This is a genomic window from Cribrihabitans marinus (genome assembly GCF_900109035.1).
GTDB lineage: Bacteria > Pseudomonadota > Alphaproteobacteria > Rhodobacterales > Rhodobacteraceae > Cribrihabitans > Cribrihabitans marinus.
The window spans coordinates 183,950-196,389 of sequence record NZ_FNYD01000006.1; the positions used below are offsets into that span (position 1 = coordinate 183,950).

The following is a 12,440-nucleotide window of genomic DNA, read 5'->3' on the forward strand; positions in this document are numbered from 1 at the left end:
GGTGGTGCGCTAGGCCGCCCCGGCGTATCCGATGCTCTGCAGCCCGTCGCGGATCTCGTCGAGGATGGCGGGGTCGTCGATTGTGGCGGGCATCTTGAAGTCCTTGCCGTCGGCGATCGACACCATCGTGCCGCGCAGGATCTTGCCCGAGCGGGTCTTGGGCAGACGGTCCACCACCACCGCGGACTTGAACGCCGCAACCGGGCCGATCCGGTCGCGCACCAGCTTCACTACGTCCTGCACGATCTCGCCGTGGCTGCGCTCGCAGCCCGAGTTGAGGCACAAAAACCCCACAGGCATCTGGCCCTTGAGCGCGTCGGACACCCCGATGACCGCGCATTCGGCCACGTCGGGATGGGCGGCCAGCACCTCTTCGATGGCGCCGGTGGACAGGCGGTGGCCGGCGACGTTGATGACATCGTCGGTGCGCGCCATGATGTAGAGATAGCCGTCCTCGTCCACCATGCCGGCGTCGCCGGTCTCGTAATAGCCGGGGAAATGCGACATATACGCCTTCTCGAACCGCGCTTGCGCGTTCCACAGGGTCGGCAGCGTTCCGGGCGGCAGCGGCAGCTTGACCGCGATGGCGCCCAGCTCGCCGGTTTTGACCGGGTGGCCGCCCTCGTCGAGGATCTGGACATCGTAGCCCGGCATCGGCCTGGCCGGCGAGCCCAGCTTGACCGGCAGTTCCTCGATCCCCAGCGGGTTGCCGGCGATGGTCCAGCCGGTTTCGGTCTGCCACCAATGGTCGATCACCGGCACGCCCAACGCCTTCTGGGCCCACTCGATCGTGTCCGGGTCGGCCCGTTCGCCGGCCAGGAACAGCGCGCGCAGGTTCGACAGGTCGTAATTCGCCAGGAACTCCCCTTTGGGATCCTCGCGCTTCACGGCGCGGATGGCGGTGGGGGCGGTGAAGAAGCTACGCACCTTGTGCTCTGCGATCACCCGCCAGAACGTGCCGGCATCCGGCGTGCCGACGGGCTTGCCCTCGAACACGATGGTGGTGTTGCCGTGGATGAGCGGCGCGTAGCAGATATAGGAGTGGCCCACGACCCAGCCCACGTCCGAGGCGGCCCAGAACACGTCGCCGGGATCGACGTCATAGATATTCTTCATGGTCCAGTTCAGTGCCACCAGGTGTCCCGCGGTGTGGCGCACCACGCCCTTGGGTGCACCGGTCGTGCCCGAGGTATAAAGGATATAGGCCGGGTGGTTGCCCTCGACCGGCACGCATTCCGCCGGCTCGACGCCGTATTGGAAGCCGTGCCAGTTGTAGTCGCGCCCCTCGGTCAGCTTGGCGACCTCCTGCTCGCGCTGGTAGATCACGCAGAAATCCGGCTTGTGGTCGGCCAGTTCGATGGCGCCGTCGAGCAGCGGCTTGTAATGCACGACCCGGTTCGGCTCGAGCCCGCAGGAGGCGGCGATGATCGCCTTGGGCTTGCAATCGTCGATGCGCACCGCCAGCTCGTTGCTGGCGAACCCGCCGAACACGACCGAGTGGATCGCGCCCAGCCGGGCGCAGGCCAGCATCGCCTCCAGCGCCTCGGGGATCATCGGCATGTAGATGATGACGCGGTCGCCCTTCTCGACGCCCTTGGCCCGCAGCGCGCCGGCCAGCGTGGCGACCCGGTTGCGCAGCTCGACATAGGAGATCTCGCGCTTGGTATGGGTGATCGGGCTGTCATGGATGATCGCCGCCTGTTCGCCGCGCCCGGCCTCGACATGCCGGTCCACCGCGTTCCAGCAGGTGTTGACGCGGGCATCCGAGAACCACTCGTAATGCGGCGCGTTGTCATCGAAGAGCGCCCGGGTCGGCGGCGTGTCCCAGTCGATGGCCTTGGCGGCGTTCAGCCAAAAGGCCTCGGGGTCGCGTTTCCAATCCTCATAGACATCCTGATAGCGCATCACGGCCTCCTCCCGGTTTCCTGCGGTCGGTGTTAGTGACTTGCCCGCGATCCTGGCAAGCGCCGCGATCACCGGCGCGTCAGATTACCGCAAAATCTTTGCATATCTCCACCGAGGTTATCGCCAACATTTGCAAACCCCGATGTACGGCGAATTCCGCCGGTCTCGGTTGCGTGTTCTTGCAAAGTTGCAAACCCGGCCCGCCCGCCGATGGGCCGAATCGCCACCCGGGGCCGCCCGCCTCAGCTGTAATGCGTGACCGGCGTACCGGCGATGGCCGCCATGTTCAGCAGGCCGCGCGCGGTGATGCCGGGGGTCACCACATGGGCGCGGTTGCCCATGCCCATCAGGATCGGCCCGACCTCCAGCCCGCCGGCCTTCATCTTGAGGATGTTGCGCACCCCGCTGGCGGCGTCGGCATGGCCGAAGATCAGCACGTTGGCCGCCCCTTCCAACCGCCCGCCGGGCAGCAACCTCTCGCGGAGTTCGGGATCCAGGGCCGCATCGACATTCATCTCGCCCTCATAGGGGAAATCGGTCTCCATCCGGTCCAGCAGCTCGATCGCCGCGCGCAGGCGCTTGCCCGATCCCTCGGCCTGGTTGCCGAATTGCGACTGCGAGCAGAAGGCCACGCGCGGTTCCACCCCGAAGCGCCGGGCATGGCGCGCGGCACCGGTGGCGACCTCGGCCAGTTCCTGGGGAGAGGGCAGGGACCAGACATGGGTGTCGGCCAGGAACAGCGGCCCGTCCTCGAGGATCATCATCGAGAGCGCGCCGTGCGGGACAAGACGGTCGTTTCCGAGGATCTGGGTGATATAGCTCAGATGCCAGCGATACTCGCCCATCGTGCCGCAGATCATGCTGTCGGCCTCGCCGCGCTGCACCATGATCGCGCCGATGGCGGTGGTGTTGGTGCGCATCACCGCCCGGGCCACGTCCGGCGTGACCCCGCGCCGCGCCATGATCTGGTGATAGGTCTCCCAGTAATCGCGATAGCGTGGGTCGTTTTCCGGGTTCACGATCTCGAACTCGCGCCCGGGCCGGACGTTCAGCCCGTGCCGTTCGCAACGGCTTTCGATCACCTCGGGGCGGCCGATCAGGATCGGCTTCTCGGTGGTCTCCTCGAGGATGGCCTGGGTCGCCCGCAACACGCGCTCGTCCTCGCCCTCGGCAAAGACGATGCGGCGGCTGGCGGTCGCCGCCGACTGGAACACCGGGCGCATCAGCAGCGCCGACTTGAACACGCTGGCGTTCAGCTTCTGGCGATAGGCCTCCATGTCCTCGATCGGGCGGACGGCGACACCGGTGTCCATCGCGGCCTTTGCCACCGCGCTCGATACCACGGCGGTCAGGCGCGGATCGAAGGGCTTGGGGATCAGGTAATCGGCGCCAAAGGTCAGATCCTCGCCCTTGTAGGCCGCCGCCGCCTCGGCGCTGGTCGTGGCGCGGGCCAATTCGGCAATGCCGTCGATACAGGCGATCTGCATCGCGTCGTTGATCTCGGTTGCGCCCACGTCCAGCGCGCCGCGAAAGATGAAAGGAAAGCACAGGACGTTGTTGACCTGGTTGGGAAAGTCGCTGCGGCCGGTGGCTATGATCGCGTTCGGGGCCACTTCGCGCGCGACCTCGGGCAGGATTTCGGGCGTCGGGTTGGCCAGCGCGAAGAGGATCGGACGCTCGGTCATCCGGGCCACCATCTCGGGCTTGAGCACGTTGGGCCCGGACAGGCCCAGGAACAGGTCGGCCCCGTCGATCACCTCGTCCAGCGTGCGCAGATCCGACTTTTGCGCAAATGCGGCCTTTTGCGGGTTCATGTCCTCGGTGCGGCCCTCATAGACCAGCCCGTGAATGTCGCACAGCCAGACATTCTCGCGTTTGACGCCCAGCTTGAGCAGCATGTTGAGACAGGCGATGCCCGCCGCGCCGCCGCCGGTCGAGACGATCTTGATGTCCTCGAAGGACTTGCCGGCCACATGCAGCGCGTTCTTGGCCGCAGCACCCACCACGATGGCGGTGCCGTGCTGGTCGTCGTGAAAGACCGGGATGTTCATCCGTTCGCGGCACAGCTTCTCGACGATGAAACAGTCGGGGGCCTTGATGTCCTCGAGGTTGATGGCGCCGAAAGTGGGCTCCAGAGAGCAGACGATATCGGCCAGCTTCTCGGGATCGGTCTCGTCCACCTCGATGTCGAAACAGTCGATTCCGGCGAATTTCTTGAAAAGGACCGCCTTGCCTTCCATCACCGGTTTCGAGGCCAGCGCGCCGATATTGCCCAGGCCCAGCACCGCGGTGCCGTTCGACACGACGGCCACCAGGTTGCCGCGCGCGGTGTAGCGGGCGGCGTTGGTCTCGGCCTCGCGGATCTCCAGACAGGCCTCGGCCACGCCGGGGCTGTAGGCGCGGGCCAGGTCGCGGCCATTGGCCAGCGGCTTGGTGGCGCGCACCTCGAGCTTTCCGGGCTTGGGGTATTCGTGATAGTGCAGGGCGGCTTGGCGAAGGCTCTCGTTGTCTGACATTCTCGTCTCCCGGCGGAATGGCCCGAGACTTAAACAGTTTTCGACCAATGGGGAACCGGCGAGTTGCCTTGCACCTCCTGAAGCACTTTCTTGCAAAAGCCGGGGGGCGGCGGCAGTCTGCCCCGGGCGAGGATCAGAAGCCCATGACCGACACGACTGCCGAGATGCGCCTGCCGACGCGGGATCTGCAAGACGATCTCGCGTTCTTTACCGGAACGCTGGGGATGCGGCTCGACCGGATCTTACCCGCCGACGATCCGCGCGTCGCGGTGGTCTCAGGGCATGGTCTGCGCCTGCGGCTGGATCGCGACGCCGCCGAACCGCCGGGAACGATCCGGATCCTCACCGACGATCCCGAGAGTTTTGCGGGCGGCCTGCGCGTACTGGCCGCGCCCAACGGAACACGGGTCGAGATCGACGCGCTTGATCCGCCGCTGACCCTGCCTCCGACGGTGCATTCCTTCGCGGTACGCCGCCTCAGCGACCGCGCGCCCTGGATCATCGGGCGGGCCGGGATGCACTATCGCGACCTGGTGCCCGACCGGCTGGGTGGATCGCTCATCGCCAGCCACATCCGGATCCCGCAGGGCGGGCCGGTGCCGGACATGGTGCATTTCCACAAGGTCGGGTTCCAGCTGATCTTCTGCATCCACGGCTGGGTCGACGTGGTCTACGAGGATCAGGGCCCGGCCCTGCGGCTGACGCCCGGCGACTGTTTCATCCAGCCGCCCGAGATCCGGCACCGGGTGCTGGCGGCCAGCGACGAGTGCCAGGTGATCGAGATCGGCGTGCCCGCCGAACACGTGACCGAGATCGACCACGACATGACCCTGCCCACGCCGCATCTGCGCCCCGACCGGCACTGGCACGGGCAGCGTTTCGTGCACAACCGGGCCGAAGGGGCGAGGTGGGCTCCGTTCCGCCTGCCGGGCTATGTCTGCCGCGATACTACGATTGCCAAAAACACCGGTGGCGTGGCCGGCGTTCAGGTGATCCGCCCCGGCCCGGGCCATCCGGTCCGGGCGCGGCAGGACGCGGATATCCACTTCACCTACGTGCTGGCCGGTCAGGTCACCCTTGAGGCCGACGCGCACGATCCCTACAGATTGGAGCCGGGCGACGCCTTTGTCGTCCCTCCCGAGCTGTGCACCCGGCTGGCCGATCCGTCCGAGGATCTGGAACTGCTGGAAGTGACCCTGCCAGGTGAATTCGAAACCGAACTGGAGCCCTCATGAGTCTCAGACAAGCCGCCCTCGATGTCCGCCAGAACGCGCATGCGCCCTATTCGGGGTTCAAGGTCGGCGCCGCGATCCGTGCCGCCTCGGGCGCGGTCTATGCCGGCTGCAATGTCGAGAACGTGGCCTATCCCGAGGGCACCTGCGCCGAGGCGGGGGCGATTGCCGCGATGGTGGCCGCCGGCGAAACCGCGCTGAGCGAGGTCTATGTGGTGGCGCAAAGCCCGGTGCCCGTCACCCCCTGCGGCGGGTGCCGGCAGAAGCTGGCCGAGTTCGGCGCGGGCGAAACACCGGTGACGATGGCCACGGTGGCGGGTGTGGAGTACGCGACCACGATCGCCGAGTTGCTGCCCGGCGCCTTCGACAAGGCGCAGATGGAGGGCAGCTGATCTCATGGATGCCCGCACGATCATAGCGCGCCTGCGTCGGCGCGAGGCCCCCGGCGCCGAGGCGCTGCGCTGGTTCGCGCAGGGCCTGGCCGATGGCGGGGTCAGCGACGCCCAGGCCGGCGCCTTTGCCATGGCCGTCTGCATGGGAGAGCTTGGCCCCGAGGGCCGCACCGCGCTGACGCTGGGCATGCGCGACAGCGGCACGGTGCTGGAATGGGACCTGGACGGGCCGGTCATCGACAAGCATTCGACCGGCGGCGTCGGCGATTGCGTGAGCCTGCTGCTGGCGCCCGCGCTGGCGGAATGCGGCGCCTACGTCCCGATGATCTCGGGCCGCGGACTGGGCCATACCGGCGGGACGCTGGACAAGCTCGAGGCGATCCCGGGTGTCGTTACGCAGGTCGGGCGCGCCCGCCTCGCGCGCATCGTCGCGGAGGTCGGTGCGGCGATCGTGGGCGCCTCGGCCCGGATTGCGCCCGCCGACAAGCGCCTCTACGCGGTGCGCGACGTCACCGCCACGGTCGAGAGCCTGGACCTGATCACCGCGTCGATCCTGTCCAAGAAGCTGGCGGCGGGGCTGCAGGCGCTGGTGCTGGACGTAAAGCTGGGCAGCGGCGCCTTCATGAAGACGCCCGACGAGGCGCGGGCGCTGGCCCGGGCCTTGGTCGAAACCGCAAACGCCGCGGGCTGCAAGACCTCGGCCCTGATCACCGACATGAACCAGCCGCTGGCGCCGGCGCTGGGCAACGCGCTGGAGGTGGACGAGGTGATGACCGCGCTGACCGACGGCCAGGACAGCCCGCTTGCGCAGCTGTCGGCCGCGCTTGGCGGCGTGCTGCTGGCCGATGCCGGGCTGGCCGACAGCGCCGAGGCGGGATCCGAGCGGGTCGCGGCAGTGATCCGGGACGGCCGCGCGGCGGAGCGCTTCGGCCGGATGCTGGCCGCTTTGGGCGGGCCGGTGCGCTTCGTCGACGACTGGGCCCGGTTCCTGCCCGAGGCCAGCGTGATCCAGGAAATCGCCGCACGCGAGGCTGGCTACGTCACCGCCATCGACGGCGAGGCGCTGGGCCTGGCGGTGGTGGCGCTGGGCGGCGGGCGGCAGGTCGAGGAGGACGTGATCGACCCCGCCGTCGGCCTGTCGGGCGTTGTCCGGCTGGGCGCGAAAGTGGACAAGGGCACGCCGCTGGCCAAGATCCACGCCGCCCGCGAGGATGCGGCACGGCGCGCTGATGCCGCCGTGCGCGCGGCGATCACGCTGGGGCCGAAACCGCCCGCCGTGCCGCCGCTGGTGCATGAGAGGATCGGGCCATGACCCGCGCCTTCCTGGTGGTGATGGACTCGGTCGGCATCGGCGGCGCGCCGGATGCCGACCGCTATTTCAACGACGACGTGCCGGACACCGGAGCCAACACCGTCGCCCATATCGCCCAGGCCTGCGCCGAGGGCCGGGCCGAGGACGGGCGCAGCGGGCCGCTGCACCTGCCGAACCTCGATGCTCTGGGGCTGGGGGCGGCGGTGCGGCTGGCCTCGGGCGCAGAGACGCCGGGGCTGGAGGCGGCGCCCGAAGGTCTCTGGGGCTGCGCCCGCGAGGTCAGCGCGGGCAAGGATACGCCATCGGGCCATTGGGAACTGGCCGGGCTGCCGGTGCCGTGGGACTGGACCTATTTCCCGAACGACACGCCCGCCTTTCCCGCCGACCTGACCGCCGAGGTCTGCAAGGTCGCCGGAACCGACGGCATCCTGGGCAATTGCCATGCCAGCGGCACCGAGATCATCGAGCGCTTCGGCGCCGAACACATGCAGACCGGCTGGCCGATCTGCTATACCTCCGCCGACAGTGTGTTCCAGATCGCCGCGCATGAAGAGACGTTCGGCCTCGACCGGCTGCTGGCGCTGTGCAGGGCCATCGCGCCGCGCCTGCACGCGATGAAGGTGGGCCGGGTCATCGCGCGGCCATTCGTGGGCACGCCCGAGACCGGGCTCACCCGAACCACCAACCGCCGCGACTATGCCATCGCCCCGCCCGCACCGGTGCTCACCAACTGGGTGCAGGACGCCGGGCGCAGGGTTCATGGCGTCGGCAAGATCGGCGACATCTTCTCGATGAGCGGCATTGATACCGCGGACAAGGGCAGCGACGCCGACCTGATGGACCACCTTGCAAGGCTGGTGGACGAGGCCGACGAGGGCAGCCTGACCTTTGCCAATTTCGTCGAATTCGACAGTCTCTATGGACATCGCCGCGACATTGCCGGATATGCACGCGCGCTGGAGTGGTTTGACCGGCGCATCGGTGCCGTTCTGCAGGCGCTGCGTTCCGGCGACCTGATGGTCCTGACCGCCGATCATGGCAACGACCCCAGCTGGACCGGCACCGACCACACGCGCGAGCAGGTGCCGGTGCTGATCGCCGGGCGCGGCGCGGGCGAGATCGGGGCAGTCAAGTTCGCCGATGTCGCCGCCAGCATCGCGCATCACCTGGACATACCGGCGCAGGGGCCGGGACGGAGTTTCTTCTGATGGTCGCCAACCTTCCCAAGATCGAGCTGCACCTGCATCACGAGGGCGCGGCGCCGCCCGCCTTCATCCGCCAGCTGGCGCAGGAAAAGCGCATTGACCTGAGCCGCATCTTCAAGCCCGACGGCGGCTATGCCTACCGCGATTTCGCGCATTTCCTGTCGGTCTACGAAGCCGCCTGCCAGGTGCTGACCGGCCCCGAGGAGTTTCGCCGCCTGACCCTGGCGGTGCTCGAGGAAAGCGCCGCAAACGGCGTGGTCTACAGCGAGACCTTTCTCAGCCCCGATTTCTGCGGCGGCGGCGATGTGGGGGTGTGGCGCGAATACCTGCACGCGATCCGCGAAGCCGCCGACGAGGCCGAGCGCACGCATGGCATCATCCTGCGCGGTATCGTCACCTGCATCCGGCATTTCGGCCCGGACAAGGCCCGGCCCGCCGCCGTCTGCGCTGCCGAGACCGCGGGCGACTGGATCGTGGGCTTCGGCATGGGCGGCGACGAGAGCGTCGGGCGGCAGGGCGACTATGCCTGGGCCTTCGACTGCGCGCGCGAGGCCGGGCTGCGCCTGACCACCCATGCGGGCGAGTTCGGTGGGCCCGACAGCGTACGACAGGCGGTGCACGACCTGGGCGTCGAGCGCCTGGGCCACGGCGTGCGCGCCATCGAGGATCCCGGCCTGGTGGCCGAGTTGGCCCAACGCGGCACCGTGCTCGAGGTTTGCCCCGGCTCGAACGTGGTTCTGGGGCTCTATCCCGATTTCGCGGCCCATCCCATCGCCCGGCTGCGCGAGGCGGGCGTCAAGGTCACCGTCTCGACCGACGATCCGCCCTTCTTTCACACGACGATGCGGCGGGAATACCAGATGCTGAACCGCGCCTTCGGCTGGGACGAGGACGATTTCGCGGCCCTGAACGCAACCGCGCTGGACGCGGCCTTCTGTGACGAGGACACCCGCGCACGGGTCAAGAACAAACTGGAGACAACATGAGCGACCACCTCACCATCGTCGATCACCCGCTGGTGCAGCACAAGCTGACCCTGATGCGGGACAAGGGCACCTCGACCGCGTCCTTCCGCCAGCTGCTGCGCGAGATCACGTTGCTGCTGGCCTATGAGGTCACCCACGACCTGCCGATGACCACCCGCCAGATCGAAACCCCGCTGGAGGAGATCGAGGCGCCGATCCTGGCCGGCAAGAAGCTGGCTCTGGTGTCGATCCTGCGGGCGGGCAACGGCATGCTGGACGGTGTGCTGGAGCTGGTGCCCTCGGCGCGGGTGGGGTTCGTGGGCCTCTACCGGGACGAGAAGACGCTGCAGCCGGTGCAATACTACTTCAAGGTGCCCGAGGGGCTGGACAGCCGGGTTGTGATCGCGGTCGATCCGATGCTGGCCACCGGCAACAGCTCGGCCGCGGCGGTGGATCTGCTGAAACAGGCCGGCGCCACCGATATCCGCTTCCTCTGCCTTCTGGCCGCGCCCGAGGGCGTGGCGCGGATGAAGGAGGCGCATCCCGACGTGCCGGTGATCACCGCCGCGCTGGACCGGCAGCTGAACGAAAAGGGCTATATCCTTCCGGGGCTTGGCGATGCCGGCGACCGGATGTTCGGCACCAAGTAGCATCGCGCCGCACCCATTGCGGCGCTTTACTCGGGACCGGATTCGCGGCATCCTTCCTCCATATCTTGTGGGGGTGGTGATGAAGTTTACCAGAATTATTGCTGTCTGTGTCCTGCCGATGGCCGCGTGGAACGCGGCGTCCGCGCAGGGCGGAACCGAGCCGGGGCCGCCGGCCGAGCAGCCGCCGGCCTCTTTCGCGGGAAAGCAATATGTCGACAGCCGCGGCTGCGTCTATCTGCGCGCGGGGATCGACGGGCAGGTGACCTGGGTGCCCCGGGTCGGCCGTGACCGCAAGCAGGTGTGCGGTCTGGCCCCAACACTGCCGGTCGCCGCCGCCGCCGCCAGCCCGGCAACCACCACGACAAAGGCTCCGGTGGCGGAGACCGCGCGCCAGGTCCGCCGTGAGCCGGTGCGCGCGGTTGCACCCGCTGCGCCGCCGCGCGCGGTCATCACCCGGGTGGCCGAGACCCGCGGCGCCGGCGCCCTGCTGTCGCCGCACACCCGCGTGGTGCCGCGCCATGTCTACGAGAACCGCCAGAACACCCGGAACGTGCATGTCCCGCGCGGTTATCGCCGGGTCTGGAGAGATGACCGGCTCAACCCGTACCGGGCCGAACGCACATTGGCCCCGGCCAGGGCCCGCCAGTTCCGGGTCCCGGCGGGTCACCAGCCGGTGCGGCGCGGCGACGGGCGGCTGAATCCCCGCCGTGATCTGCGCACCGGCACCGGAGACACGCAGACCGACCGGATCTGGACCCGGACGGTTCCGCGCGAGCTGGCCGAGCAGCCGCTGGACCGCCCGGTGATCGCTGAGCCCTCGGAGCCGCCGAAATACCTCAATCTCGCACCGTCCCCGTCCGCGACGCGGACAAGCGCGCCGCCCAAGGCCACGCAGCGACGCTATGTCCTTGTGTCCACCCACGCGACCCAGCCGGATGCAAGGCAGGTGGGGCAGGCGCTGGCCCGGGACGGCCTGCCGGTGCGCTACGGGTCGACCCGGCGCAACGGTGACAGCTATCGTGCGGTCCTGGTCGGACCGTTCACCTCGGACGAACCGGCCCGCGCGGCCCTGGCCCGGGTCCGGCAGGCGGGCTACACATCGGCGCGGCTTGCCCGGTAGCCCGCGTCCCAGGCGGCATCGGCGCACTCAGCCGCCGCAGATACCCTGCAGGCGGATCCAGTCGCGGTCGGGCAGAACCGGCTCCAGCGTGCGGCCCGCCATCGGGTCCGCCTCGATGAGGCCGAGCACGGATTCACCCGTGACATCCTGCGCATAGGCATAGGGCGATGACGGTACGGCAGCCTGCGCGAACACCGCCAGAACCGCATCGTCCGCCAGTGCCGGGCGCGGCGCGGACATGGCGGTTTCGGCGTAGCGGTCGAGGCTTTCGGGGGTCATCTGCCCGGTGGTGAGCAGCCGGAAGGATGCGATCGGCCCGGCATGGTCCAGAAGTTCGGCCAGCGGATCCTTGGCCTCGGCGCGCGCGCGTTCCAGCAGGATATGGCCGGCCGCAACCGCCGGATCCTCGTGGTCCTCGATCAGGGTGCGGTTCAGAACGACGATGCCGCCCGGCAGGTGCAGGCTGTTGGCGATCCCGCCCGGCAGCACCACAAGGCGCCGTACGCCGGTGCGCTGCGCCAGACGATCCAGCGCCGGTGCGGCCTCCTCGGGCGCGCAGGCCTGTCCGGCGACCCGTTCGACACGGTCCAGGATGCGCCGCCCGATCTCCTGCCGCTTGATGTCGGGCACCACCGAGACCGCGTGCCGCTGCAGCGCGCCGGGAAGCCACAGAAATAGAACCGCCGCGACCGACAGAGTGACCGCCGCGACACTGGCCCAGCGCAGGCGGCCGGGCCGCGGGCGGCTGCGCTCGATCGCGGTACGCAGCCGCTCAATCGCCTCGATCATCGTGGTTTCGCTTTCGGCCAGCTCCAGCGTCTCACCCGGGTCGCCGTCGGGGTTGTAGATGGCGGGGAACTGGCCCGGATTGCTGCGTTCCAGCGCGGCGAGGGACCAATGCGTCAGGGCGCGGTCGTTCAGATCCGAGATCGTCAGCGTCGCGTCGCCGATCGACGCGATCACCTCGCGCCGCTGGTCCTCCGGGGCAGGACGCCACAAGCCGGTCGCCTCGATCCGGTCATATTGTGTCAACGCTGTCATGCGGGATGTCTGCTCGCCTCGCTTTGGCGCAGAGTAGCACCGAGGGCCGGGCACGGCAAATCCGGGAACGCCCGGTTTTCGTTGCCAATTCCCCGACAAACG

Annotated in this window: 10 protein-coding genes; 7 read left to right on the forward strand and 3 right to left on the reverse strand. The window is 68.6% G+C overall.

Going from position 1 to position 12,440, the window contains the following annotated elements:
• Window positions 1-9: 9 nt before the first annotated feature.
• Both prpE and BMX57_RS11795 read right to left on the reverse strand, forming a co-directional pair.
• Window positions 10-1,905, reverse strand: coding sequence for a propionate-CoA ligase PrpE (prpE, locus tag BMX57_RS11790; RefSeq protein WP_092366939.1), 1,896 nt, complete (start codon window positions 1,903-1,905; stop codon window positions 10-12).
• Between the two features lie 242 nt (window positions 1,906-2,147).
• The gene (locus tag BMX57_RS11795; RefSeq protein ID WP_092366941.1) at window positions 2,148-4,421 is read right to left on the reverse strand and encodes an NADP-dependent malic enzyme; all 2,274 of its coding nucleotides are present in this window, start codon (window positions 4,419-4,421) and stop codon (window positions 2,148-2,150) included.
• A gap of 143 nt (window positions 4,422-4,564) precedes the next feature.
• On the opposite strand from BMX57_RS11795, the gene BMX57_RS11800 reads away from it, so the two are divergent.
• The 7 genes from BMX57_RS11800 to BMX57_RS11830 all read left to right on the forward strand — a co-directional run bounded on the left by BMX57_RS11800 (window position 4,565) and on the right by BMX57_RS11830 (window position 11,297).
• Window positions 4,565-5,656, forward strand: a complete 1,092-nt coding sequence (locus tag BMX57_RS11800; RefSeq protein ID WP_092366944.1) for a cupin domain-containing protein — start codon at window positions 4,565-4,567, stop codon at window positions 5,654-5,656.
• Window positions 5,653-6,045 carry a cytidine deaminase gene (locus BMX57_RS11805; protein ID WP_092366946.1) on the forward strand — a complete coding sequence of 131 codons (393 nt, stop codon included), beginning with the start codon at window positions 5,653-5,655 and terminating at the stop codon, window positions 6,043-6,045. Before BMX57_RS11800 ends, BMX57_RS11805 begins: the two co-directional genes overlap by 4 nt.
• Before the next feature lie 4 nt (window positions 6,046-6,049).
• Window positions 6,050-7,357, forward strand: a complete 1,308-nt coding sequence (locus tag BMX57_RS11810) for a thymidine phosphorylase (RefSeq protein ID WP_092366949.1) — start codon at window positions 6,050-6,052, stop codon at window positions 7,355-7,357.
• Window positions 7,354-8,565, forward strand: a complete 1,212-nt coding sequence (locus BMX57_RS11815) for a phosphopentomutase (protein ID WP_092366951.1) — start codon at window positions 7,354-7,356, stop codon at window positions 8,563-8,565. Before BMX57_RS11810 ends, BMX57_RS11815 begins: the two co-directional genes overlap by 4 nt.
• Entirely contained in the window at window positions 8,565-9,548 is a 984-nt protein-coding gene (locus BMX57_RS11820; RefSeq protein ID WP_092366953.1) for an adenosine deaminase, read from the forward strand. The genes BMX57_RS11815 and BMX57_RS11820 overlap by 1 nt, the downstream gene beginning before the upstream one ends.
• Entirely contained in the window at window positions 9,545-10,177 is a 633-nt protein-coding gene (upp, locus tag BMX57_RS11825; RefSeq protein ID WP_092366955.1) for a uracil phosphoribosyltransferase, read from the forward strand. The genes BMX57_RS11820 and upp overlap by 4 nt, the downstream gene beginning before the upstream one ends.
• A gap of 79 nt (window positions 10,178-10,256) precedes the next feature.
• Complete coding sequence (locus tag BMX57_RS11830) at window positions 10,257-11,297, forward strand: SPOR domain-containing protein (RefSeq protein WP_092367228.1); 1,041 nt, start codon at window positions 10,257-10,259, stop codon at window positions 11,295-11,297.
• A 27-nt stretch (window positions 11,298-11,324) separates the two neighbouring features.
• Here the strand turns inward: BMX57_RS11830 and BMX57_RS11835 are convergent, their stop codons facing one another.
• Window positions 11,325-12,338: a hypothetical protein gene (locus BMX57_RS11835; RefSeq protein WP_092366957.1), complete on the reverse strand. Its 1,014-nt coding sequence runs from the start codon at window positions 12,336-12,338 to the stop codon at window positions 11,325-11,327.
• Between the last annotated feature and the right edge of the window lie 102 nt (window positions 12,339-12,440).

Bases quoted from the DNA above. Each gene is read 5' to 3' on its own strand.
- BMX57_RS11810 (WP_092366949.1), top strand. From the start codon at position 6,050: ATGGATGCCCGCACGATCATAGCGCGCCTGCGTCGGCGCGAGGCCCCC.
- BMX57_RS11835 (WP_092366957.1), bottom strand. From the start codon at position 12,338: ATGACAGCGTTGACACAATATGACCGGATCGAGGCGACCGGCTTGTGG.
- BMX57_RS11795 (WP_092366941.1), bottom strand. From the start codon at position 4,421: ATGTCAGACAACGAGAGCCTTCGCCAAGCCGCCCTGCACTATCACGAA.
- BMX57_RS11830 (WP_092367228.1), top strand. From the start codon at position 10,257: ATGAAGTTTACCAGAATTATTGCTGTCTGTGTCCTGCCGATGGCCGCG.
- upp (WP_092366955.1), top strand. From the start codon at position 9,545: ATGAGCGACCACCTCACCATCGTCGATCACCCGCTGGTGCAGCACAAG.
- BMX57_RS11805 (WP_092366946.1), top strand. From the start codon at position 5,653: ATGAGTCTCAGACAAGCCGCCCTCGATGTCCGCCAGAACGCGCATGCG.
- BMX57_RS11820 (WP_092366953.1), top strand. From the start codon at position 8,565: ATGGTCGCCAACCTTCCCAAGATCGAGCTGCACCTGCATCACGAGGGC.
- BMX57_RS11800 (WP_092366944.1), top strand. From the start codon at position 4,565: ATGACCGACACGACTGCCGAGATGCGCCTGCCGACGCGGGATCTGCAA.
- prpE (WP_092366939.1), bottom strand. From the start codon at position 1,905: ATGCGCTATCAGGATGTCTATGAGGATTGGAAACGCGACCCCGAGGCC.
- BMX57_RS11815 (WP_092366951.1), top strand. From the start codon at position 7,354: ATGACCCGCGCCTTCCTGGTGGTGATGGACTCGGTCGGCATCGGCGGC.